Here is a 23,344-nt window from a genome sequence, read left to right as displayed (position 1 = left end):
CGTGATACGAAGTTGCCGTGAACAGTGAATATCATCATGTCCGGGTAGTTCTGCACGACGCGGAAGGCGACGATGGCCGCGCCGAGGAGTTTTCGGACGCCATGCGGTCGGTCGGTGCCATTGACGTCATCGAAAGCGACGACGGGGTCTATTCGACCTTGCTGCCTGGTGAATGGCGGTTTCCCGCTCAAGAGAGCGTCGAGGCGACCCATGATCAGGTCAGGGAAATCGCAAGACCCTTCTGCATGTATTCCTCGATCATCGTCCTCGAGTTCGGAAATTCCCATTACTCCCTGGATCCCATCGACCTTCCGGGCAGCCGGCATTGAAGTCGGCCTCTTTGTCCCAGATTTAGCAACTTACCACCACTGATTTCACGATGCTCGTCACCTGTAACCTGCACGCTCAATGGGTCGCCTCGATCCGCGCCGGTTTCGCCGCCAACGGCTTCGACTCGACCTCCCTCGATGACCGGGAATGCATCGTCAGATGGATCAGTTGGCAAAGGCGTCTCGTCGAGATGCGAACGCGGCAGGTTCATCGAGCGGCGGTGCTCTCGTGTCCTTCCCCGTTGCAACCTGGTCTTGCGCAGCTTGAGGACGCGGTAAGAACCGGCAAGCCGCTGTGGCCTTGGCAATCGAAGCGGATCGACCGCCAGATTTACGAGGATGCCATGCTGAACGATTTCGGAATCCTCCATTTCCATCTGGGAGCGAATTTCGAAGGATCAGGCTATATTGAAAGGACGAGGGAACTCCTCTTCGCTGTGGTAACGAGGGACGATTTCTATGAGCTGGGTGTGTTTGATCACTCGTCTTGGTTCGAACTGGATCTACTGGAAATCATGGATGCCGCGTGGCCGGCATTGCTGGATCCGTTCACCATTGATGCCCTTTCGATCTCCAACACACCCAAAAGCTCGCAGGATGTCCGCCTATATCGCGAAAACCAGATCAATTCAGCCGTCACCCTTAAGAGTGGAAGGATCATCCTTTCCCCAGGAGGCGGCCAAGCGTCGGACGGAACTTCGGCCGAAGCGGTCTCAAGTGCCATCCACTGGTCGAAGCGTTTCCACGGGTGGGAACGCATGATCCGAGAGGACATCCAGAAGCAGGTTGCGGAAAAGCAGCTCGAAGAACGCGACTACTCAATCTCCTTGGAGCTGGGGGCCGACATCATCTCGGCGTCCATACCGGAAACCCTCCGTTGGATCTTGTGGCGAAGGAACCAAAACACGCCGTAGCGGCGCATCCGATTCATGAAAATGCCCGATTGCGCTCCACCTCGCGTTTCCCGATAGTTCCGGCCATGTCACACAATCTTGCCCGCGAGAAACGCGAGGACTACCTCGCTCAATTTGGAGAATCCTATGATCCGGCCCGGTACTCTTCACCGGAAACAACCCCTGTCGGTCGCAGGCAATTGGTCGCGTCGATCAAAGTCTGTGATGCCCACGCCCGCCAGACGGATATTCACTATGAACTCCAGAAGCTGCCAAAGGCTGGCGACGCCGTGATCTTGGATTCCAAGCATGAGCACCTTCCGAAAGAGCACGAAGAACAAGCTGAAATCATCAAGCTCTGGAGTCCGCATACCAAGGCCGCGTCCTGACTCGCCCTCTAACTACGTCGTTCCTAGTAACTAGACACCGGAGCGAGATGCGGGATCTGCCCGTCGATACCGTGGCAGTCGCCGCAAATCAGTGACAGGTCCGGCTTGCCCCACACCTTCACCCGGCATTCCTCGCACTGATAGGCGACTTTGCTCGGTGTCCTGGGCGGCTTCGATTCCGCGTCGCCGGCGGCGGGTAGGTTCGCGGCCAATGCCGCCACGAGTCCGGGTGCCGCCTGGTCGTCGGGGTCCGGACGTGATCGTGAGCTTTTCGAGGTAACGGATGCCTTGCCAGACGCCTCCTCGGTTATTCAACTGCATGCTGGGGTCCAAATGATCTTGAGCGTTGACGACGCGAGCCTGCGAGGCTACTTGAATTCCAAGTCACTGTGAAGGCCGCGATCCACATCCTGCTCGTCCTCCTGCTGTTTTGCAGCCAGGGACGCAGCGTATGTTTCGACCAATCGGGCGGCAGCTACTTCTGCGAACCGGCGATCTTCGCCCACGGGGACGACCACGGCACCCCCTGCCACTGCCCGTGCAATGACGACGATTGCGAGGAGCACGAGCTCAGACTCGATCCAGTTCTCGCCGATTCGGTAAAGGTTCCGTCGCAACCTTGCATCATCCTTCCTTTTGAATTCGCAACCCTTTTTGACGCGGAAGACTCCATCCTGTCCGAAAGCCAAGCGACCAAGCGGCTGCCCACCCTCGACGATCCCGACCCGGCTTTCCGACTGAGGAAAGACCTGATGACGGGCGTCGTTCTGCGCCTTTGAAGCACTGGTCCCTTTCCGGACCTGCCGTATTGCCATCCGCCCGCCCTTGAGCGTTGCGCGATGCTTGTGAACCGCGATTTCCCGGCGGTCCATGTTCCATGGCCTTCCTGCCGTGACTGCGTCTCGCCACTTCCACTGTTTTCATTTCATGCACCCTCGTCATTCAATTTTTCTCCTCTTTCCGATCTTTCTAGCCTCGTGCGCCACGGACGACCCATCCGGGATGCTCGGTGGTTCGCCGGATTTCGGGCAATCGAAGTTCCCGAGCAATTTCGCATCCGCACCGGTTTTGCAAGGGTCAGTGGGCCGTGAACAAGCCATCCGCCACGCACTGACCTACAGTCCGTCACTCCAGTCCCAACGGGCCGAACTCCGCGCCCTTGAAGCTGAAATCGTTCAAGCCGGTTTGCCGCCAAATCCCGAACTGGGGTTCGATGTGGAGAACTTCGCAGGAAACGGCGGGAGCCGCGGTTTCAATGGAGCGGAAATCACGGCCGCACTTTCCCAAAAACTCGAACTCGGAGGTAAAAGATCCAAGCGTTCCCTCGTCGCCGCGCTCGAAGCCGAAGCACTGAGAGCCGAGATCGCCAGTGATGAACGTGAAATCAGAATTGCCACCGACCGGGCATTCACGACCCTCCTCGAAGCCCGGCAGGTCCGGGAGTTCAGTGAACAGAACCTAGCTCGGGCCGAGGAAAATCGCGGCACTCTCGACGCACTACTTGAGGCAGGGAAGAGCACCCGTATCGATGTCGGCAAGGCGACGTTGGCGGTCTCCGAAGCGAAGGAACTCCTCGCCGAATCCCGGTCGGCGGAAAGCAATGCCGCCGCCGAACTGAGCCAAACCTGGGGAGGTGGAGCGGCCGACGTTACCGCCGCCGGATCGCTGAGCGCGCCCGGAGGCAGCGTCCCATCGAACCCCGAGGCGGCAATCAAACGCCATCCTGCGATGCGTGCCGCAGCACTGCGTTTTGCCCGCGCCCAAGCGACCTATGATCTCGAGAAGGCAAAGCGATATTCTGATGTCGAGGTCGGCGGCGGGGTCCGCCAGCTTCGGGATGCAGATGAAACCGCGGCGGTTGTCGGCGTCCGGGTCCCCCTCCCGATCTTCGATCGGAATCAGGGAAACATCCAAGCTGCGAAGGAGCGTCTCGACCGCGCCAATGCCGAAGGCCGGTCCACCGAAAGCGAACTTCGCACCCGGCTTGCAAGGCTATCCGCTGATCTCCGTGCAGCCCGGAGCCGCGCCAGCGAGTTCGATTCGCGAACCATCAACGCAGCCCGGCAAGGTCTGGATGATACCCGCGAAGCATACTCAGCCGGCAAAGCTTCCCTTCTCGAAGTGCTGGATGCCCGTGAAACCCTCTTCGAGGTCGAGCGTGGCCAAGCCCGCGCCCTGGCCGATCTACTTCGAGCCCACAATTCCCTGAAAACCCTCACCACCAACTGAAACCAACAAGCCATGAAATCGATACCGAAACTGAGCCAGGTCATCGGCCTCGGCATTCTCACCGCTTTTCTCGCCGCGTGCAGTGCCGAGAAGAAAGAATCCGCCATCAAGTCGGAGGCCTCCGAAGCGAGTGAGGAATCCCCCGGTGGGGAGATCGAAGTCCACGCTGTGGCCGATTGCCCGACCGGAGAGGGCTGCTTCATTTGCGACTCGTCGAAACGAGACCCCGGTCGTCTCTGGTGCAAGGAACACGACCGCTACGAGGACCGCTGCTTCCTCTGCCATCCCGAACTCAAGGACCCCAAGCGGCTCTTCTGCACCGAGCACGGTGTTTACGAGGACGAATGCTATCTATGCCACCCCGAACTCAAGGGGAAGGACGCCGGTGCCGCAGCCCCCTCGGCACCCGCCGACGTCCTCATGTGCAAGGAGCATGGCGTCGCCGAAAGAGAATGTGCCATCTGCCATCCCGATCTAGCGGCTGGCCTCAAGCCAGGCGAAAGTCTCAAAATCCGGGTCGCATCCGCCGAGTCGATGGAAAAGGTCGGGGTCGAAGTTTCCAATCCGGAAACGACCACCGCCCGACCCGCTGTCGAGGCATACGCGACGGTCGATTACAACCAGAACCAGGTCGCGAAGATCACTCCTCTGGTCGAGGGCATCGTCCGCGACATCGCGGTCGTCCCCGGTCAGACGGTTGCCGCCGGAGACACTCTCGGCACGGTCCATTCGCCGGAGTTCGCGGAAATGAAGAGCCGGTTCCTCGCAGCTGCTGCGGCGAAGAACCTGGCCGGGCTCCAGGTCAGCCGCGAGCGCCAGCTCGCGGACAAGCGCATCTCCGCTGCCGCCGATCTCGAATCCGCCGAAGCCGCTGCGGAAGTCGCCGATGTCGATCTTTCCGCCGCCCGCCAGCGCTTGCTCAACCTTGGCCTGAGTGAGAACGAAATCGACTTGCTCGCCTCCGATGGCCGCCCGACCTCGCTGCTCACCCTGAAGGCACCATTCGCCGGAACCATCGTGGATCGCGATGTCGCCGTCGGCGAACGGATCGAACCCGGTGATGCAATCTTCGTTCTCGCCGACCTCTCGACCATGTGGCTCGAGCTTTCGATCCCCGCTCGCGACGCGGCCGGCCTCGCTCCCGGCATGGAAGTCAGCGCGATTTTTGCCGACCTTCCGGACACGGTCATCACTGGCGAACTCGTCTGGGTGGCCAGCGCGATTGACGAAAAAACCCGCCGCATCCAGGCCCGCGCCGTGGTCAATGCTCCTCCGACGGCCCTGAGAAAAGGGCTGTATGGTGAAGCCCGCATCCAGCTCGGTGAGGCCAGTTCTTCGCTCGCGGTTCCCACCGGCGCGATTCAGACTATTGATGGCGTGCCTTTCGTTTTCGTTCGAGTGGAGCCCGCTCTCTACGCCGCAACCAGAGTCGAGCCGACTCAGGGCGCTGCTTCGGACCAACTGACCGCGATCCGTAGCGGACTCGCTCCGGGCGATCAGATCGTCAGCCAAGGCAGCTACATCCTGCGCTCCGAGTTCCTCAAATCCCTGCTTGGCGCCGGCTGCGTCGATGACTGATCGCCGCCATCCCGTTCGCTTCGTCTTGTTTCCGCCTTCCCACCCGGTTCCGCATCCATGTTCACGCATCTCATCCGCTTCTGTCTCGCCAACCGCCTGCTGGTCTTCCTTTTCACCGCCCTGATCGCGGTCGCCGGGATATGGGCCGGATCGCGTGTCCCCGTTGATGCCTTTCCGGATACCACCCCGATCCAGGTTCAGATCAATACGGTCGCCCCATCCCTCAATGGCGAGGAGATCGAACAACAAATCACCTTACCCGTGGAGCTGGAAATTTCCGGTCTTCCCGGCCTCGCCAGCGTCCGCTCGGTTTCCAAATTTGGACTCTCCCAGGTTGTCGCCACTTTCGATGACGACACGGAAATCACCACCGCCCGCCAGTATATTTCCGAAAGGCTCCTTACGGTCGAACTGCCGGATGGCGTCGGGACACCGCAAATGGGACCGATCTCGACCGGATTGGGGGAGATTTTCCACTACGTCATCCGCAGCAGCGATGGCAGCCGCAATCTCGAACAACTCCGCACCATCCACGACTGGATCATCAAGCCGGAGCTTCGGAAGGTTCCCGGCGTCGCCGAGGTGAACTCATGGGGAGGCCTCGAAAAGCAATACCACGTTGTCGTCGATCCGGAGCTGCTGGTGAAATTCAACCTTTCGCTTGGCGATGTCGTCGAAGCTCTGGAAAAGAACAACCGCAACGTGGGCGGAGGTCGGCTCACCGTGAACGGCCAGGATCTGCTGGTCCACGGAATCGGACGGGTCACTTCCATTCCGGAGATCGAAAGAATCGAAGTCGCCTCCAGCGCGGGCACCCCGGTCCGTGTTTCGGACATTGCCGAAGTCCGCATCGGCAGCGAGCTACGCCGTGGCGCAGTCACCGCCGATGGCCAAGGCGAAGTCGTTCTAGGTCTCGCCTTCATGCTGATGGGTGAAAACGCCCAGGAAGTTACCCAGGCACTCAAGGTTCGCCTGGAGGAAATCCGCCCGTCGCTCCCGGACGGAGTGGAAGTCCAGGTGGTTTACGACCGCACCGAGTTGACCGATTCGGTGCTCGATACCGTGACCCACAATCTCGTCGGCGGCGCGGTTCTCGTCACCCTCACTCTTCTCGTTCTCCTGGGAAACGTCCGTGCCGGCCTGCTGGTCGCCGTCTGTATCCCGCTTGCCATGCTCTTCGCAGTGCTGGGCATGAACTATTTCGCCATCACCGCCAGCCTTCTCAGTCTCGGTGCCATCGACTTCGGCCTCATCGTCGATGGGTCGGTGGTCATGACGGAAGCCAACTTGCGCGGGCTCGCTGATCGAACGCGCCAAGCCGGACGGAAACTCACCATCGCCGAGCGCTTCGATTGCATTCTCGAATCCAGCCGCTCCGTTGCCCGCCCGATTCTTTTCGGCATGGGCATCATTGCCGTGGTCTTCCTGCCGATCCTCACCCTCGAAGGGACCGAAGGGAAAATGTTCCGGCCCATGGCCATGACCTTCATCCTCGCCCTGCTCGGCGCGCTGATCATCGCGATCATCATCTCGCCGGTCCTCGGCCATCTCTTCCTTCCCCGAAAATTCAAGGACCGGGAGGGTTGGCTATCGCGCAATCTCACCGGCGGCTACTCGGCCATTCTCGGAATGGTCCTGAAGGTGCGGTGGGCAGTACTCGCCGTGGTCCTCGCACTACTCGTCATTACCGGCATCGTCGCCACACGACTTGGCGGCGAGTTTATCCCACGGCTCAGCGAGGGTGCGATCACCGCCAACACTATCCGACTTGCCGGAACCTCGCTCGATACCTCCACCGACTACAACTCTCGTATCGAGCAGCTGCTCAAGGAGAAGTTCCCCGACGAGATCCGTCACGTCTGGAGCCGCATCGGCACCGCCGAAATCGCAACCGATCCGATGGGTACGGAACTCACCGATATTTTCCTTTCACTCACTCCACGAGACCAGTGGACCCGTGCCGGAACCCAGGACGAACTTGTCGCCGAGATGCAGGAGACCGTTTCCACCCTTCCCGGCGTGAACATCCTCTTCACCCAACCCATCGAGATGCGGCTGAATGAAATGGAATCCGGAGTACGTTCCGATGTCGGGATCCTGATCTATGGCGACAGCTTCGAGACGCTCACGCACCTCAGTGATGAAATCCAGAAAGTGCTCGTCGACATCGACGGCCAAGCTGACGTTTCCACCGACCAGATCAGCGGCCAGCCCGGTCTTAGGATTGAGCTGCGCCCTGAGAAAATGGCCCGCCTCGGAGTTTCGGCCTCTGAAATCTTGCCATACATCGAGGCCATCGGAGTGCTCCGCGTCGGCGAGATCTACGAAGGACAACGCCAGTTCCCGCTCGCGATCGTCCTGCCGGAGGAATACCGCACCAGCATTGAAGCGGTTCGAAATCTGGTCATTCCCACGGCCGCCGGCATCCGCGTCCCGCTCTCCGAAGTCGCCGATATTGTCGAGGCTCCCGGTGCCGCCACGATCAACCGCGAATGGGGTCGCCGCCTGATCCGCGTCCAGAGTAATGTCGATGGCCGCGATGTGGTTTCCTTCGTCGAGGAAGCCAAGCGCAAGATCGCCGAAAAGGTCGATCTCCCGGAGGGCTATGTCATCGAGTGGGGCGGCCAGTTCGAGAATCTCGAACGCGCCCGCATCCGCCTTTCGCTCGTGGTCCCGCTGACCATGATCCTCGTCTTCGTCCTGCTCTATCTCAGCCTGCGGAACTTCAAGGATGTGGCCCTGATTTATCTGGGGATTCCATTCGCATTGGTCGGCGGTGTCCTTTCACTGTGGTTCCGGGATATTCCATTCAGCGTCAGCGCGGCCATCGGATTCATCGCCCTCTTCGGCATCGCCGTTCTCAACGGCCAGATTCTCATCGAAGCGATTCGCTCAAATCTTCAGGACGCCACCGACGCGGTGACCGCGGTCAAACACGCCGCCACCGAACGTCTCCGCCCGGTGCTGGCCACCGCCATCACCGATGCGATCGGCTTCCTGCCAATGGCCATCTCCACCGGCGTCGGTTCGGAAGTTCAAAAGCCGCTCGCCACGGTCGTCATCGGCGGTGTCATCACCTCGACCGCCCTGACTCTCGTCGTTCTTCCAATCCTCTACCTGATGGTGGATCGCAGGAAAATAGCACAATGAAACTCGGGCCCTTGGAATAACCCGGCGGATTCAAGCGGCCAGCGCAATCGGCAGGGTTGGCAGGAGGCCAGGGGCTGTAAGAGGCTTCTGGTTCAACGACCAAGCCGAACCGAAATGCCGACTTACAGCCGCCTGACCCGTGAGCAACGCTACACGATCGAAGCCATGAACCGCAACGGTTCCGAACAGAAAGAGATCGCCGAGGTGATCGGTAAGCATCCCTCCACGGTGAGTCGGGAGCTGCGGCGTCTCGGGGAGGCCACAAGGTATTGCTGCGTTGCCGCGGATCGCCATGCCTGCAGCCTGATGGGTGGCGGTAAGCCCGTGGACACCGCCTTGCTTGCGATTGCCGAGACCAAGCTGCGGGAGGAGCAATGGAGCCCCGAACAGATCAGCGCCTGGATGGAGTTGGAGGGCTACGGCTCGCTTAGCCATGAGACGATCTATCAGCACATCTACCGCGACAAGGAGCAAGGCGGAGACCTTCACGCCCACCTCCGCCACCGCTGCAAATCCTACCGCAAGCGGGGTTCGGAGCGGGAAAGCAGGGGTCGGCTCAAGAATCAGGTGATGATCGACGAGCGTCCGAAGATCGTCGATGAGCGCACCCGGATCGGTGACTGGGAGATGGACACGGTGATCGGAAAGCCCGGTGGACCGGTGCTTGTCACCATGGTCGAGCGGGTCAGCCGCTACACCCTGATGCGGCTTGCCACCTCGAAGGAAGCCGTCGCCGTGGGCGCCGCGATCCTTTCCGCGATGAGGGATATCCGCGAGAAAGTGCTCACCCAGACCTACGACAACGGCAAGGAGTTCGCCCTGCACGAGCTCCTCGCCGAACTTCTCGAAGCCGACGCCTATTTCGCCCATCCCTACCACTCGTGGGAACGCGGCCTGAACGAGAACACCAATGGTCTCATCCGCCAGTATTTCCCGAAGGGAACCGACTTCTCCATGATCACCGAGGAGCAAATCGCCGCAGTCGAGACGAAGCTCAACCGACGGCCCCGCAAATGCCTCGACTTCAAAACCCCTCATGACATCTTCAACTCGCCACCCCCGATTGCGCTGGCCGCTTGAATCCGCCCCCTGAATCGGACTTTCTCCTACTATCAAAACCTGAACGAAACTCTTCAATCCAACCACGGAGGATTCTCCGTCACAGGCGGATTGACAACCACAGCAAACCAACAACCAACAACCCATGAAACCATACCTCGCAACAATCGCCACCACAGTCGGCATCCTAACCTTCGGTTTTGCCACCACCTCGTGTTCCACCGAACCATCGAGGAGCGGCACCCATCGAGTGGGCCATCCAAGCAAAGGATTTCCAAGTAGGACGCTGTCCACCTCGGACAGAGTGAAGTCTTACTCCAGGCAGTCCTCTAGAAACAACAATCAACGGATGGGGCATCCCGCCGGCAAGTAGTCCAGCTTCAAAACGAATCGTGCTCAATCGAGCGAATTAGTCCGGAATTCTGTGCGACCACCTCTCGGAACGAGGTGGTCGCACCAGGCTGGGGGAGCCGTTTCAACATGAATCCTCGCCGGTCTTGCGAGATGAAACTCGAATTCTCGCCGATGGGAGAAAAACCGCTGACGATAGCGAATGACTTCCCCAGGTCCGTCACACCACTACCACCCCGAGACACGCATTCCTCTCATTTCAGCTCCACGTCGAGGGTCACGTGGGTGAACTCGCCCTCATCCAGTATCTTTCGCAACTCGGTCTTTGATCGAGACGAGAATCTGTTCGCGCGTGGCCCCGCCGGGGCCCCATCACATGGGCACTCAGAGATGGCTCTCCCCATCCAGCAACCAGACGTGGATGTAATGGGTCACGCTGGCTGCCGGTAACGCCTTTACCATCGCCCTGAGGCGGACCCGGAATCGCCGACATCAAATGCCTCGGGGGCAGTCTGCAGGAAAGCCGTCATCACCTTCTTCAGATTCCGTCCCACATTCCATAGAACGAACAGCGAGTTGCTGGTCGACAGGATCGGGGTGGATGACGAAAGCAAGCCGATGGACATTGGATCCAATCTTCGATCAATGTTCGATCAATGTTCGGAAGAATCTCGTCCGAGTCGCGTTTCGACGCTCCTCCGATGGGCGGCAACTTTCTCGGGTGTTGGAGTCTCCTCCCATGAAAACATGCCGTCACGTGAATGAAACTTTAGTTCGATCTGAAGAAGTTCGTTTGCTTGTGATTCGGTGAGATCATGCTTCTTCTTCCATCCTTCCACCCTCCTTTCGATAGCTTCCCGATGTCTCATGGCTGAGCCTCGCTCACGAAGCCCCAGAAGAAGAAGAAGAGGACAAATAATGGTCCCAAAGATCAGAACTTTCTCCCAGAACGAAAGAAGCGTCGGCGGAGGCGGAGTTCCGCCAGGTCGCTTCTTGACGTTCTCTCGAAACGATTCAAGCCGTTGCTGCCTCTTGCTCATTTTTCTCTGGTCCTCCCGAGCAGTCGCAACGAATTCACAATCACCAGAAGCGTCGCTCCGGTGTCGGCGAGAATCGCCATCCACAACGTGGCATGGCCGGCAAAGGTCAACACCAGGAAGACCGCCTTCACGAGCAAGGCAAAGCCGATGTTGAAACGGATCATTCCCAGCGTCCGCCTGCCGAGGTTGATCGCCTCCGCCAGCTTGCCGAGATCATCCTTCATCAACGCCACGTCGGCAGTTTCGATGGCCGTATCGCTGCCTATGGCTCCCATTGCGATCCCCACGCTCGCAATCGCCAGGGCCGGGGCATCGTTCACCCCGTCACCGATCATTCCGACCTGCCCGTGCCGGGCGATCATTTCGCGGAGCTTTGTCACCTTGTCTTCGGGCATCATGTCGCCGAAGGCCTCGTCGAGACCGGCTTCCTTGGCGATCGCATCAACGGTTCTCTGGTTGTCGCCACTGAGCATCACGATTCTCTTCAGTCCTGCCTCGTGGAGTGCGGCCAATGCGCGCTGTGCATCCGGTCGGAGCGCGTCTCCAATCGAAATCAAACCGAGAACTTCGCCCGGGTTGTCCCCGTGCGGTTGTCTCGCAAGAACCGCAAGCGAGAGCCCCTTCGACTCCACCTCACGAAGCTTCGCCTCCAGCTCCTCTCCACACAATCCGCTGGCGTGAACGAGCCGATGATTTCCGACGAAATAAAAGATCCCATCGATCTCCGCCTCCGCCCCTTGGCCGGGGATCGACTGATAGTTGAACGACTTCGGAATGGAGACCTTTCGCGCCTCGGCATGCTCGACCACCGCACGAGCGATCGGATGCTCGGAATGACTGTCGATCGAAGCGGCGAGCGCCAGTACTCGTGCCTCCGTTTCATCCGAAAGGGATCTCAACCCCACCACCCGTGGCTTGCCCGCGGTGATCGTCCCGGTCTTGTCCACGGCCAAGGCCTTGAGCTTGCCGAGCGCCTCCAGGTGCGTGCCGCCTTTCACCAGCACGCCGCGCCGGGCCAGAGCGGTCAGGCCGGAAACAATCGAAACCGGCGTCGCGATCACCAGGGCGCACGGACAGGCAATCACCAGCAGCGCCAAGGCCTTGTAAATCCATGGCTGCCACTCTCCACCAAAAAACAGGGGCGAGATCAACGCGGTGAGAATCGCGGCAACGAATACCAGCGGCGTGTAGATCGACGCGAACTTGTCCACAAAACGTTGGGTCGGTGCTCTGCTGGATTCCGCTTCTTCCACCAGGCGGGTGATTCTGGAAAGGGTCGAGTCAGCGGCCAACGTGGTGACCCTGACCTCCAGAGAACCTTCGCCATTCACGGTGCCGGCATAAACGTCATCACCGGTCTCCTTCTCCACTGGAACGGACTCCCCCGTGATCGGTGCCTGGTTCACCGCCGAACGTCCGCTGGCCACTTCCCCATCGAGCGGAATCCGTTGGCCGCTGCGAACCAGAATCAAGTCGCCCTTCCCCACCGCAGAAGCCTGGATCTCCTCGATCTCCCCATCCGCCAACTTTCGCAGCGCCGTATCGGGGGTAAGCGACATCAGCGAACGGACCGCGTTTCTGGCCCTTTCGGCACTTAGTCCTTCCAGCCATTCGGAAAGGGCGAAAAGAAAGACGACCGCCGCCGCCTCGGCGTGCTCCCCGATGATCCACGCGCCGATGACCGCCACGGTCATCAGCACGTTCATATCGAGCTTGACCTTCAGTAGCGCCTTCCACGCGGCGGGGAAGACCAAGCAGCCTCCCGACAGGGTTGCGATGGCGAAGCTGGTCATCTGCCACGATTCGGGCAGACCGCTCCACTTCAACGCCAGACCCAGACCGGTTAGGATGCCGGATGCCGCGATCAAGGTCTTCTGGGGAAGGAGCCCGGATCCGTGATCGTGCTCGCAGCCGCAGTCGGATTTCTTCACCTCTTGGGTTTGTTGATGCATCGCTTGTTGGGATTGGTTGTTGGAAAAACTCAAGGCTCGAGATTGGACGATGGCCCGGCCCCGGTTTCCTGAAGTACTTCGAGCAACTCGCCCTCCAGACGGGTCAACATCCTCATCGCAGGGACAGTATCGTCGCCCAACTTGTCGGAATTCTGCTTCAGAATCTCACGGAGTTCCCGCACGCGGTCCATGGCTCGCGATGCCGAGTCCGGCTCAGTGACCCGCTTGAGGGTGCCAACGAGCGCATTGATGCTCGCCACGACATCTCCGACCTCGCGGCTCCGAACTTCGCAATCGAGATACTCAAGCCTACCCGAAGCGACCCGGCGCAAATGAACGAAAATCCGGGAAGCGGGTTCGACCACCGCCCGGCGGATCACGAACACCAGCGCCAGCCAAACGACAACCCCGATCACCAGTACGTGCAGAAGGTGGTGCGTCAGGAATGTTAGCCCATCCTCCGGACGCTCGATAAAGTACTCCGCCAGGGAATAAACGACCATCCCCGCAAAGACGGCCCCGAAGGTCCATCGAAGCATCGATTGATCGAGAGTGGACCGCAGCGGATAACCGCTCATTTCTACTGTCGGTGAATTCATATCGTTAGTGCTTTTTTGTTTCCTTTCCGGGGTGGAGTTCCTTCTCAAGGCTTGGCTGGCTGTACTCCGACGCGACGAGCTGGCCGCTCACATACACCTCAACCGCATATCCAAAATACTCCACACCCGAGGCCGGAACCTTCTGGGATGTCGTCCTTGTTTTCCCCCGGCTTCTCTTTCGCACAGATACGGTGTGCTCCCGTGTACCAGTGACCTTCACTTCCGCGCTGGAAAGTTCGACCTTGTCCCGGCCCGGCACAACGACGGTGCTTTCGCCACTTTTGAGTTCGACGAGCTTGTGATCCTTCATCCTATGTCCGAAAACCGTCCATTTCACCTTCGTCGCGGGAACGTCTTCCTTGCCCAAGTTTGATATTTCGATCTTCAGGGTCCGGTTTTGGGTCTTTGTCCGGGTGGACGAGCCTTTCACGTCCTTGTAGCTCGCCTTCCCCTCGACCTTGGCGCTCACGTCAAGAAAGGAACCCGGATCGGCGGCGAAGATCGGCGACCCCATCAGGAGCGCCGCCAGCAATCTTGACAAAATGATATTCATACCTCTCAGCATTCGGTCTCTCAACTGGCCAGGTGATCCCTCCCCGCGATGTGCCGCGAGGAGGAATCAGCATTGACCGACAAATTCTTCAACTTCTCACAAAGCCGTCTATCCACCCGAAAGCCCCCTGCCGCAATGCACTGCGACAGGAGGCGCTTCGGGGACCGATGTCGTTTCACCAGTCCATGGGAGCCCCGCTATTTCAAGGCAGCGTGGCCTTCGGTTCCGGTTCTTACACGGACTGCACGTTCCACGTCGGAAACGAAAACGATTCCATCCCCGTTTCTCCCGGTATGTGCTCTTTCGACGATCACACGGACGATCTCATCTGCCTGGTCTGCCGGGACGACGATTTCCAGTCGGCCGCGCCGGATAAAGCGCTCAGAGGATTCGGAGCGTTCCGTGTGACCCATGCCGCGAACATCACTTACAGTGATGGCCGGCGGATCCTGGAGTTGCTCCAGGGCATCCACGACTTCATCGATAAGATAGTCGCGTATGATTGCTTTGATCTCCTTCATGGTCGTGCTGGGTTGATTTTAGCAGCGGTCCTCCGATGAATCCGGCGGATTCCCCTCGCTTTCGAGGGCTTGGAGAATCCACTGGGAGCATTCAGTGGTCGTGGCCTTCATGGCCTTCTTCCTCACCACCATGATCGCAAGTGCAGGCGTATTCCTGATGCTTGCAAGTCGGGCAGTCATTGAGGTTCAGGTTGAACTTCTCGATCACCGTCTTGGCATCGGGAGTCACCTTGATCTGAACCACCACCGGGAAGTCGTTGCCCTCCGGAAACGCGATGTCAGAGACGAGCACGTCACCTTTTTTGGCAAGCGTCATGCGGGTCGGTTTGGAACGGTCTCCACCCATGACCTTGACAGACTGCGCACCGATCGGTGTCGCCTTGCCATCCTTGTCCAGGGCGGTGATTTGAACCTTCCGATCCTTGGTCACGAAGAACTCCAGATGGGGTTCGACTTCATGGATGACCTTGCCGCCATTCGGTCCGGCCTTGGCCTCGTCATGATCGTCGTGGCTCTTGTCTCCGTGTTCGGCGTGATCGTGTCCCTCATGACCTTTTTCTTCGGCCATCAGGTTTCCGCTTCCAGCGATGGCGATTGCCACCGCCGAGGCCGCGAGCGTTTTGATGCTATTTTTCATTGTCAGTTTCATTGTGTATTGTGGTTTCAGTTTGTGGGGAATGTTGGGGTTGCTTTGCTTTTCTCAAATCGAGGCTGACGCGTCGGTTTCCAAGGATCTGAGCGCCGCTTTACGGCAGAACCGGTAGAAGAGCGCGGGGGTCACAGCCAGACCCAGAAAGGTCGAGCTGATGAGTCCTCCGACAATCACGATTGCCACCGGATTGAGAATTTCCTTTCCGGGTTCATCGGACGCGATCACCAGTGGGATCAGTGCGATACCAGCCGCCATCGCGGTCATCAGGATGGGCACGAGACGTTCTTCCGTTCCCCGGATGACCATGGCGGCGGTGAAGCCTTCGCCTTCATGTTTCATCAGATGCAGGTAATGGGAAATGAGCATGATGTTGTTCCGCGCGGCGATCCCGCCAACGGCGATGAAGCCCACCAGGGTGGCAATGCTCACGTTGTTCAATGTCTGTTGGGTGTAGAGGACCGCTCCGACCAGGGAGACCGGAATGATCGTCAAAACCAGCGCGACGAAGCTGAAGCTCTTGAAGTAGGAATAAAGCAGGAACACCACCACCAGCATGATGGCCGCCGACATGATCGCGATTGTTCGAGCCGCTTCCTTCTGGGCCTTGTATTCTCCCTCGTAGGAGATCGAATAGCCCTCCGGCAACTTGATATTCTCCTCAATAGAAGCCTTGAGGTCATCCACCGCCGAGACGAGATCCGGAACCGTCGGATTGATCGCAACCACGAAGCGTCGCCGCGAATTTTCGCGTAGGATGTTGTTCGGGCCAGTCGCATTGCGGATGTTGGCCACCGAGCCCAGCGGAATCAGCTGATCGCTCATGGTATCCACGTACAGGTTCTCCAGACGATCCGGATTCTCCCGCCATTCGGAGGGAAGGCGCACCACCAGTTCGTAAACCTTCACACCTTCGTAGATTTCAGCTACAGTGTCTCCTCCCATCAACCCTGACATTTCCTCGTTCAGCGCACCGGGCGTGACAGCATAAGCTGCTGCCCGTTCACGGTCCGGTTCGATCCGAAGTTGCGGCACTGGTGCCTGTTGTTCGGGCCGTGCCTCTTCCAGGCCGGGAATCTTTCGAGCCAACTCAGTGACTTCGTCGCCGATACGTCGGAGTTCGTCGAGGTCCGGTCCGTATACTTTCACGGCGACTTTGGCGGAAACACCGCTAAGCATGTGGCCCACCCGGTCCGCCAAGGGACCACTGAGAGCACTAAACGTTCCCGGGATTCCCTTCATCGTTTCACGAATATCCTCGAGGATGTCCTTTCGCTCTCGGCCCGCCGATTCGTCGAATTCAACATCGAACTCCACAGTTGAAACGGGAACCACATGATCACCCCGTTCGGCGCGCCCGGCGCGGTAACCAACGGTCTTGATTCCCGGAACTTTGAGCAATTGCTCCTGAGCCACGTCTGCTAATTCAGTCGTGGTCTTCAATGAAGTTCCCGGCGCGGAGGTGGTCGCGATCAATGCGGTCGGCTCACGAAAAGCAGGCAGGAAATTCCGCCCCATGTCCGAGTATGCAGCCCAACTGATCCACATCAGGATCAAGGTTATCGCAATTACCAGCAGAGGTTGCGCAAGAGCGAAGCGCATCCATGTGAGACGAAATCCCTTCTTCAACCAGCGCACAAAGAATACGTCTCCATGTTCCTTGCCAGGCTTGGGATTGAGCAGGAGCGAACTCAGGACCGGAATCACCGTCAGCGAGACGAGAAAGGACGCCGCCATGCTGACAATCGTGGCAATCGCAATAGGAGTGAATAACTTGCCCTCGACACCACTCAGTGCCATGAGGGGAAGGAAGACAAGGATGATCAGAATCGTCGCATAGAGAATTGAGGAACGGACTTCGCTGGAAGCTCGCGCGATGACTTCCAACTTTGGAAGTGGCTTCTCCAATGACGCGTTTTCTCTCAGCCTTCGGAAAACGTTTTCCACATCGACGATCGCGTCGTCCACGACCATGCCGACAGCCACTGCCAGCCCGCCAAGCGTCATCGAGTTGACGCTCAGATTCATTAGATCGAAAACCAGGATGGTGAGGCCAAGGGACAGCGGAATCGCAGTCAAAGTGATTAGGGTAATCCGGACATTGAGCAGGAAGAGAAACAGAATGATCGCCACCATGATCGCCCCGTCACGGAGCGCCTCCTTGAGGTTGTCAATGGAGAGCTCGATGAAATCTCCCTGCCGGTAGAGCGGGATCAACTCGGCACCTTCAGGCAATGAACGGTTCATCTCCTCCAGCGCTTCCTCAACCTCCTCGGTCAGCGTCATGCTGTCAAAGCCGGGCGACTTCCGGACGCTGAAGATCACTCCTCGGTTAGAAAGATTTCCGTCCTTGTCAGGTTCGCGACCAGAGATCCCCATCGCGGCATCGCCGCGCATCGGCTCGATGTCCCACACCACTTCCGCCACGTCGCGAATGTGGATGGCGCGGTCGTCCCGGTAGGCTACTACAGTTTCGGCAATGGCTTCCAAGTCCGTGGTCATGGCCAGATTCCGCACCATGATCTCTTCCGCCCTCTCGGTCAGGAAGCCACCTGTGGTGTTTTTCACCGACTCGGCTGCGGCTTTCTTCAATTCCTCAAAAGTGACCTGGTGGAGGAGCATCCTTTCGGGATCCGGCTGCACTTGCACTTGCTTAACGCCGCCACCCATGGACAGCACTTCGGCGATGCCGGGAATCGATTGGAGCCGCCTCGCTATCGTCCAGTCGGCCAATACGCGCAGATCCCGAGCCGAAGTCTTCCCGGTAGGATCTCGCAAGCCGACAAGCATGATGTCACCCATCAGCGAAGCTACAGGAGTCATGTAGGGTGTCACTCCTGCGGGAAGCGTTTCCGCCGCGCCGCTGAGACGTTCTTGAACGAATTGCCGGGCCTTGTAGATATCCACATCCCAATCAAACTCCACGAAGATCAGGGATAGCCCGATGTCATTGGTCGTGCGGACACGGTTGACGCCGGTCACTCCCATCAGGGCGTTCTCCAGCGGGATGGTGATCAGTGTTTCCACTTCTTCCGGCGCGTAGCCCGGAGCTTCAGTGAGCAGTGTGACCGTCGGTTTGGTGAGATCCGGCAGGACCTCAACCGGCAGCTCCAAGGTCTTCTTGACTCCGAACACCATCAGCACCACCGCGACCATCAGGATGAGGCCGCGCTGTTCTAGGGAGAATCGAATAAGTTTATTCAGCATACCTCAAGTCGTTGGAGTTGCTTTTGATGAGCGCTTCGAGTTCCACAGCATCTGGGCTAGTAGTAAAACGAGGATTGAGATTCCGACCGAATAGTAGACCAACCACTTTGGTGCCCCGCCTTCCTCGTGGTCATGCTCATTCTCATGACCGGCATTCGCATCCTTCGCTCCTTCCGTCAGTTCGGAACCATCTTCCGCGTGAGCGTGGCCGTGGGCTGCATCCAACGCCTCCTTCAATGACGGACCCGCGCCGCCGCCGACAAAACCAAGCGAGTAGGATCCCCGTGTAACTACCTCGTCGCCCGGAAAAAGTCCCTCCTTGATCTCGACCCAGCCGCCACCCTTTTTTCCAACCACCACCGGAGCACGGACGAAGGCATTGGGCAGGTCATAGTCTTTCACATAAACTACCCGAGCCGCCGGATCGCCTTGGAGCGATTCTTCGGGAATGGAGAGCACGTTTGGACGACTCGACACGATAATCGAAAACTCAGCCCGCATTCCAGGCTGTAGCTTTCCATCCGTGTTGGAGACCTGGAATACCCCTTCCACCGCGCCGGCTTCCCGGTTTGCGTTCACACCGAAGCGCAGGAGCTCTGCCATAATCGGCTCTCCGCCCAAGGCAGGAAATGTAATCCGGGCCTTTGTCCCGGGACCAATCCCTGCCGCCAGTTGTTCGGGAATCTGAGCGACCACCCACATTTCAGTCCGATCCGAAATATCGAAGAGTTCCGTATCCGGCTCGACTGGCTGACCCTGAAGGACGTGCGATTCGATTACCAAACCGTCATGCACCGCCTTCAACTCGATGGTTGGAGGAGGATTACCTGGCTGCCGACTCTCTACCTTAACGAGTGTCTGACCCTTTTTCACCCTCTCACCGATAAAGGCGTTCACCTCCACTGCTCTTCCGGGGATCCGGGATGAGACTGAGTGCTGGTTTCCCGGAACCTCCTCAACTCGACCCACGGCGAAGACCGTGGAGTCGAAATTGCGCTCCTCGACCATCACGGTCTCAAGGCGAAGGTTCTTCACGCCGACCTCATCGAGGAGCACCGTGTTTTTGAGTCGATCCTGAGCGGACAACGCACCTATTGTTAGGCCTGCAATGGCCACGATTTTGACAAATGTTTTCATGTGAGAGATTGTTTAAGGGTTACCCAAAGCGGTTTGATAGCGCACCCGCGCCAGTTGGAACTCCTGCAGGGCTTCAAGCCTGGTCGCCGCCAAATCGAGCCGTTGCTCTCGGGAGCGCAACACCGACAACAAGTCGCCCTGTCCGTTACGCCATGCCTGTTCGGCAAGGTCCGTTTGCTCCGCCGCCTGAGGCAGAAGTGTCTGTTCAATCTCCTTGGCAAGCTTCGCCCATTCGAGCATTTCAGCCCGTGCCGCTTCGGCCTCCAAACGAATTCCTTGGTTGAGAGCGGTGACCTCTTGGCGCCTACGTTTTGCCTTCGCTTCCGCCGCATCAATGTTGCCTTCGTTCTTGTCCCAGAAGGGCAACGGGATCTTGAAGCGAATCCCTACAATCCCCTCCTTGTCCGCAGCCTCCGGAGCATCCGTCACTCGTTCGGCACCGACGAACATTCCTGCCTCGACGTCACCGTAGCGTTTCGTTCGTTCGATCGCAGTCTCCTGCTCGGCCGCGATAACAGCCAACCGCGCCATCTCCAACGCCGGTCTTTCCACATCATCAGCACCCTCTGGCAAGCTCAACGCAGGAAGTGAGCCAGAGACATGCAGGGTCTCACCCGGCGACATCCCCAGAAGCGGCTTCAGCTCGCCCACTACCTGCTGCTCGGTCGCAGCGAGTTGCCTGCTCTGCGCGACGAAACGCGACGCCTCCAAACGAGCCTGTCCTGCTTCCAGGGTCGATGCTTCTCCTTTCTTTGCCACCTCGGCGATGAACTCCGCCAGTTGATTGGCAAGGTCCGCCTGTTCGTCCAGAAGCTCCTTGCGCTTGCGCACGGCAAGTACTCGGACCAACGCCGCACGTGCTTGACCTTCCAGCTGGTTGGTGATCTCACGAACTTCGGCTTGCGCTTCCTGAACACCTGTCGAACCGAGGTTCTTCTCCAGCTTGAGCCGGTTCGTGATGGGAAATCTTTGAGTGATTCCGATTTCAAAACGTCGATCGGAAAAGCTGCTATTGTGCTCCACCCCGGTTTCCAGCAGCGGGTTTTCAAGTCGGCCTGCCTGCCGCAATCGGCCCACTGCCTCCTCGATCGTGAACCGCGCTGCCTTCAGATCCGGATTCTGGGCTCGGACCCGGTCGCCGACGCTTGAAAGCGTGACCACTGTCCCCGGTTCCGCCATCAAACGAGCCGGAACACAGGCTACAATTCCTGCTACAAATACACTAAAATACCATTTCATTGAGATTCTTGGACACGAACCCACATGGGTTCTCATTGATCATTCTTCCGGGCACGAAGGGGCCCGTGTTGCTAAAAATAACGACGCCCTAAAAGCAGACGTCGGAGCGACGGGAAGCCGTCGCTCAGATCAATGGCGGCTTGTCCAATGACAATACCGGCCCATCGGGAAGCGCAGTCCGCCCCGAGGAAATCTCAACCCGGCTTTCCACTGGCAGGGTCAATTTCAAGCCATCTGTGTCGCGAACAGTCATCCAGCTTCCACCGCAACACGACCCGTGATGATGATGGTGCTGGTGAGGTTCGCTGGGACATTGCGAATTGTGCTCGTCTCCCTCAGAGTGGGACGAATCCCCGCTATCATGCCCATGATCCCCGGCGGAATCAGGGCACTTCTGGGATACCACGCAGACCGTGCTGGATTCCCGATGATTGGGATTCCCGAAGGCACGTACCCCCTGCCCGACGAAGACGCCGAGGAGCAAGAGACACATTAGAAACTTCCGCACGAGCGGAACTGAGAGCATAGACTTCGTTGAATCAAGGAAAAACTACCGCCGCTCACGACGCACCTTCGGAACCTTGCTCCACCCAAAGACGCTCCAAAGAACGCGAAGTGGAGCCTATCACTACTCCAGATCAGTAGGAAACCGAAACGTGCAGGAAAAGAATCTCACCGTTAATCGAATGGCAATCGCCACAAATCAACGAAAGGTCAGGCTTGCCCCACACTTTGACGCCGCATTCCTGGCATTGGTATGCGACCTTGCTCGGTGTCCTGGGCGGCTTCGATTCCTCGCCGGCGGCAGGTAGATTCGCGGCCAATGCCGCCACGAGTCCGGGTGCCGCCTGGTCGTCGGGGTCCGGAGAGGCCGCATACTCCTGTGCCCTTTTGATCGCCGCGCCTTCCTTGTACCAGGTGATCAGCGAGCTTTTCGCGAGGATGCCCCGGGCGACCTGCAAGAACAACCCGCCCTCGGTCGGGTAGTCGGCCATGTGTTGCCCTGTCATCTTCCCTCCGGGTCGTCCGGTGCTGCTCGGCGTCAGACCGATCGACAGCATCTTGTCGGCCCACTCGCGGTTGTGGTAGGTCCGCAGCGATGGCTTTCCGAACTGCTCTTGCCACTGATGGACCTGTTCGTGAGCGAGTGTTTGAAGCAATTCAAGGTCGCCGGTGTTGGCCAGGAAGTGCCGCGGATTGAGGCAGATTTCGTCCCGCCTCTCTCCCCCGTCGCGACCGATGAAGCCGTTTGATCGGTAGTATCCGAAATGCTGGCCTCGATCCTCGAAGGTCAGCACGCAACCACGTAGCCCTCCACCGAAAAGCGCGTCGTTGAGCAAGTCGTAGCAGTCCGAAAGCGTGATGTAGTCCTGGACGTGCTCGCTCGGCATGCCTCGTTTTATATCGTTCGATATAATCTTGCAAGAAGTCCTCGAAATTGCTGTGATTCCTGCCATGAAACTGACGATCCATCCTCCCTTCCATCTGCTGCGTTCCTGGGAAGTTTGCTGGAAATGTGGGGCCGGAGCGGAAGCCATCGCTTTCGCCGTTGCGGCCGTCACGTGTGATGACGAGGACGATGACGATTTGCCCGTTCATTCTCCCGTCGTCCTGCGCGATGTCGAACAAGCACCTCTCCTCTTTCTCGCTGCGGCGACACGATCGGACGCGGACTTCAAAAAGCGGTATTCGCGTGCGGCAGATCGCGAATACTTCATGAACCACTGCACCTGCGGGGCTCCTTTCGGGGATCACTTCCTCCACAACGAACCCGGCCACGCTTTTTATCCCCTGGACCCAACCGACGCCGCTTCGATCAAGGTTCATGAGATCGACTGCACCGAGTCTCAGGAAATCGACTGCTGGTTCGCAGGCTGGTCTTCGGTCTGCCCGGTTGAGAACGGCACTCCAGCCGAAAGGATCGCCGTCCCTCTCGGATGATCGCTGGATCCCGCGCTCATGCCCGTGGCCTGGCTACGGGGCTTTTCTTCTTAGCCTTCGGCTTTGGCGGGTTCGCGATGCGGAACATCTCAATCAACGCGTCTCTTTCCTCCTGGGTTTCCATGCTCTTCACGGCGTCGGCCAAAGCCCGTGGCTGCCGGAGAGTCTGGATCAGGTAAAGAACTCCCATGAGAACGGCGCAACCCGCGCCCCACGGCGAGGCGACCTTGGCCAGTTGAATCAGATCGGTGGAGGTTTGATTGAAGTCCATACTACTGTCGCGGTGTCAAAACTGAGGAATCGGGATCGAGACGCCATCCGAACGAGTGGCCCCCTCCCCGGCGGTTGCTCACACCCTTCCTGACGCGGCGCTTTTTCGTAACGGGCGCAGCTATTTCATTCGTAAGCCCCCGAGCGACCGCCGTTGGATTGGGGTGGACGCTGAGGGTCGGATGGATCAGGCGACGCGCTTGAGGTCGCGGGCGGCGGGATGCTTGGCGCGGTTTTCGGCAGCCCAGACTTCCGGCA

At 58.7% G+C, this 23,344-nt stretch carries 19 protein-coding genes; 9 read left to right on the top strand and 10 right to left on the bottom strand.

The window, feature by feature from the left end; all coding sequences use genetic code 11:
* The first annotated feature begins 17 nt into the window (after positions 1–17).
* The 8 genes from ABXH26_RS15690 (at position 18) to ABXH26_RS15655 (ending at position 9,648) form a co-directional block, all read left to right on the top strand.
* Positions 18–329: a hypothetical protein gene (locus tag ABXH26_RS15690; RefSeq protein WP_353568039.1), complete on the top strand. Its 312-nt coding sequence runs from the start codon at positions 18–20 to the stop codon at positions 327–329.
* Between the two features lie 50 nt (positions 330–379).
* Complete coding sequence (locus ABXH26_RS15685; RefSeq protein WP_353568038.1) at positions 380–1,243, top strand: hypothetical protein; 864 nt, start codon at positions 380–382, stop codon at positions 1,241–1,243.
* 65 nt (positions 1,244–1,308) lie between these two features.
* The gene (locus ABXH26_RS15680) at positions 1,309–1,611 is read left to right on the top strand and encodes a hypothetical protein (protein WP_353568037.1); all 303 of its coding nucleotides are present in this window, start codon (positions 1,309–1,311) and stop codon (positions 1,609–1,611) included.
* A gap of 389 nt (positions 1,612–2,000) precedes the next feature.
* Positions 2,001–2,390 carry a hypothetical protein gene (locus ABXH26_RS15675; RefSeq protein ID WP_353568036.1) on the top strand — a complete coding sequence of 130 codons (390 nt, stop codon included), beginning with the start codon at positions 2,001–2,003 and terminating at the stop codon, positions 2,388–2,390.
* Between the two features lie 91 nt (positions 2,391–2,481).
* Positions 2,482–3,840 carry a TolC family protein gene (locus tag ABXH26_RS15670; protein WP_353568035.1) on the top strand — a complete coding sequence of 453 codons (1,359 nt, stop codon included), beginning with the start codon at positions 2,482–2,484 and terminating at the stop codon, positions 3,838–3,840.
* A gap of 12 nt (positions 3,841–3,852) precedes the next feature.
* On the top strand, positions 3,853–5,418 hold the full coding sequence (locus ABXH26_RS15665) for an efflux RND transporter periplasmic adaptor subunit (RefSeq protein WP_353568034.1): 1,566 nt from the start codon (positions 3,853–3,855) through the stop codon (positions 5,416–5,418).
* A 57-nt stretch (positions 5,419–5,475) separates the two neighbouring features.
* On the top strand, positions 5,476–8,568 hold the full coding sequence (locus tag ABXH26_RS15660) for an efflux RND transporter permease subunit (protein ID WP_353568033.1): 3,093 nt from the start codon (positions 5,476–5,478) through the stop codon (positions 8,566–8,568).
* A gap of 114 nt (positions 8,569–8,682) precedes the next feature.
* Complete coding sequence (locus ABXH26_RS15655; RefSeq protein WP_353568032.1) at positions 8,683–9,648, top strand: IS30 family transposase; 966 nt, start codon at positions 8,683–8,685, stop codon at positions 9,646–9,648.
* A gap of 1,366 nt (positions 9,649–11,014) precedes the next feature.
* Here the strand turns inward: ABXH26_RS15655 and ABXH26_RS15650 are convergent.
* The 9 genes from ABXH26_RS15650 to ABXH26_RS15610 all read right to left on the bottom strand — a co-directional run bounded on the left by ABXH26_RS15650 (position 11,015) and on the right by ABXH26_RS15610 (position 22,266).
* Entirely contained in the window at positions 11,015–13,003 is a 1,989-nt protein-coding gene (locus ABXH26_RS15650; protein ID WP_353568031.1) for a heavy metal translocating P-type ATPase, read from the bottom strand.
* Complete coding sequence (locus tag ABXH26_RS15645) at positions 13,000–13,569, bottom strand: methyl-accepting chemotaxis protein (protein WP_353568030.1); 570 nt, start codon at positions 13,567–13,569, stop codon at positions 13,000–13,002. Before ABXH26_RS15645 ends, ABXH26_RS15650 begins: the two co-directional genes overlap by 4 nt.
* Positions 13,570–13,573: 4 nt before the next feature.
* Positions 13,574–14,122 carry a hypothetical protein gene (locus ABXH26_RS15640; RefSeq protein ID WP_353568029.1) on the bottom strand — a complete coding sequence of 183 codons (549 nt, stop codon included), beginning with the start codon at positions 14,120–14,122 and terminating at the stop codon, positions 13,574–13,576.
* 197 nt (positions 14,123–14,319) lie between these two features.
* Positions 14,320–14,643, bottom strand: coding sequence for a P-II family nitrogen regulator (locus ABXH26_RS15635; protein WP_353568028.1), 324 nt, complete (start codon positions 14,641–14,643; stop codon positions 14,320–14,322).
* A gap of 91 nt (positions 14,644–14,734) precedes the next feature.
* A complete protein-coding gene (locus ABXH26_RS15630; protein ID WP_353568027.1) occupies positions 14,735–15,292 on the bottom strand; it encodes a hypothetical protein in 558 nt (185 codons plus the stop codon).
* A gap of 51 nt (positions 15,293–15,343) precedes the next feature.
* On the bottom strand, positions 15,344–18,499 hold the full coding sequence (locus ABXH26_RS15625; RefSeq protein WP_353568026.1) for an efflux RND transporter permease subunit: 3,156 nt from the start codon (positions 18,497–18,499) through the stop codon (positions 15,344–15,346).
* Between the two features lie 3 nt (positions 18,500–18,502).
* Positions 18,503–19,636, bottom strand: coding sequence for an efflux RND transporter periplasmic adaptor subunit (locus ABXH26_RS15620; protein ID WP_353568025.1), 1,134 nt, complete (start codon positions 19,634–19,636; stop codon positions 18,503–18,505).
* Between the two features lie 12 nt (positions 19,637–19,648).
* On the bottom strand, positions 19,649–20,875 hold the full coding sequence (locus ABXH26_RS15615; RefSeq protein WP_353568024.1) for a TolC family protein: 1,227 nt from the start codon (positions 20,873–20,875) through the stop codon (positions 19,649–19,651).
* A 638-nt stretch (positions 20,876–21,513) separates the two neighbouring features.
* Positions 21,514–22,266: a SprT-like domain-containing protein gene (locus ABXH26_RS15610; RefSeq protein ID WP_353568023.1), complete on the bottom strand. Its 753-nt coding sequence runs from the start codon at positions 22,264–22,266 to the stop codon at positions 21,514–21,516.
* A 64-nt stretch (positions 22,267–22,330) separates the two neighbouring features.
* Here ABXH26_RS15610 and ABXH26_RS15605 point away from each other — a divergent pair, with 64 nt between their 5' ends.
* Positions 22,331–22,816 carry a hypothetical protein gene (locus tag ABXH26_RS15605; RefSeq protein ID WP_353568022.1) on the top strand — a complete coding sequence of 162 codons (486 nt, stop codon included), beginning with the start codon at positions 22,331–22,333 and terminating at the stop codon, positions 22,814–22,816.
* Positions 22,817–22,832: 16 nt separating this feature from the next.
* On the opposite strand, the gene ABXH26_RS15600 is transcribed toward ABXH26_RS15605, so the two are convergent.
* Entirely contained in the window at positions 22,833–23,087 is a 255-nt protein-coding gene (locus tag ABXH26_RS15600) for a hypothetical protein (protein WP_353568021.1), read from the bottom strand.
* Positions 23,088–23,344 lie beyond the last annotated feature (257 nt).

Source organism: Haloferula sargassicola, assembly GCF_040362925.1.
GTDB lineage: Bacteria > Verrucomicrobiota > Verrucomicrobiia > Verrucomicrobiales > Akkermansiaceae > Haloferula > Haloferula sargassicola.
This window is presented reverse-complemented; position numbering and strand designations above follow the sequence as displayed.

Coding starts and splice junctions, on each gene's coding strand:
- ABXH26_RS15685 (WP_353568038.1), top strand. CDS start 380: ATGCTCGTCACCTGTAACCTGCACGCTCAATGGGTCGCCTCGATCCGC.
- ABXH26_RS15680 (WP_353568037.1), top strand. CDS start 1,309: ATGTCACACAATCTTGCCCGCGAGAAACGCGAGGACTACCTCGCTCAA.
- ABXH26_RS15670 (WP_353568035.1), top strand. CDS start 2,482: ATGTTCCATGGCCTTCCTGCCGTGACTGCGTCTCGCCACTTCCACTGT.
- ABXH26_RS15665 (WP_353568034.1), top strand. CDS start 3,853: ATGAAATCGATACCGAAACTGAGCCAGGTCATCGGCCTCGGCATTCTC.
- ABXH26_RS15660 (WP_353568033.1), top strand. CDS start 5,476: ATGTTCACGCATCTCATCCGCTTCTGTCTCGCCAACCGCCTGCTGGTC.
- ABXH26_RS15655 (WP_353568032.1), top strand. CDS start 8,683: ATGCCGACTTACAGCCGCCTGACCCGTGAGCAACGCTACACGATCGAA.
- ABXH26_RS15645 (WP_353568030.1), bottom strand. CDS start 13,569: ATGAATTCACCGACAGTAGAAATGAGCGGTTATCCGCTGCGGTCCACT.
- ABXH26_RS15640 (WP_353568029.1), bottom strand. CDS start 14,122: ATGAATATCATTTTGTCAAGATTGCTGGCGGCGCTCCTGATGGGGTCG.
- ABXH26_RS15635 (WP_353568028.1), bottom strand. CDS start 14,643: ATGAAGGAGATCAAAGCAATCATACGCGACTATCTTATCGATGAAGTC.
- ABXH26_RS15630 (WP_353568027.1), bottom strand. CDS start 15,292: ATGAAACTGACAATGAAAAATAGCATCAAAACGCTCGCGGCCTCGGCG.
- ABXH26_RS15625 (WP_353568026.1), bottom strand. CDS start 18,499: ATGCTGAATAAACTTATTCGATTCTCCCTAGAACAGCGCGGCCTCATC.
- ABXH26_RS15620 (WP_353568025.1), bottom strand. CDS start 19,636: ATGAAAACATTTGTCAAAATCGTGGCCATTGCAGGCCTAACAATAGGT.
- ABXH26_RS15615 (WP_353568024.1), bottom strand. CDS start 20,875: ATGAAATGGTATTTTAGTGTATTTGTAGCAGGAATTGTAGCCTGTGTT.
- ABXH26_RS15610 (WP_353568023.1), bottom strand. CDS start 22,266: ATGCCGAGCGAGCACGTCCAGGACTACATCACGCTTTCGGACTGCTAC.
- ABXH26_RS15605 (WP_353568022.1), top strand. CDS start 22,331: ATGAAACTGACGATCCATCCTCCCTTCCATCTGCTGCGTTCCTGGGAA.
- ABXH26_RS15600 (WP_353568021.1), bottom strand. CDS start 23,087: ATGGACTTCAATCAAACCTCCACCGATCTGATTCAACTGGCCAAGGTC.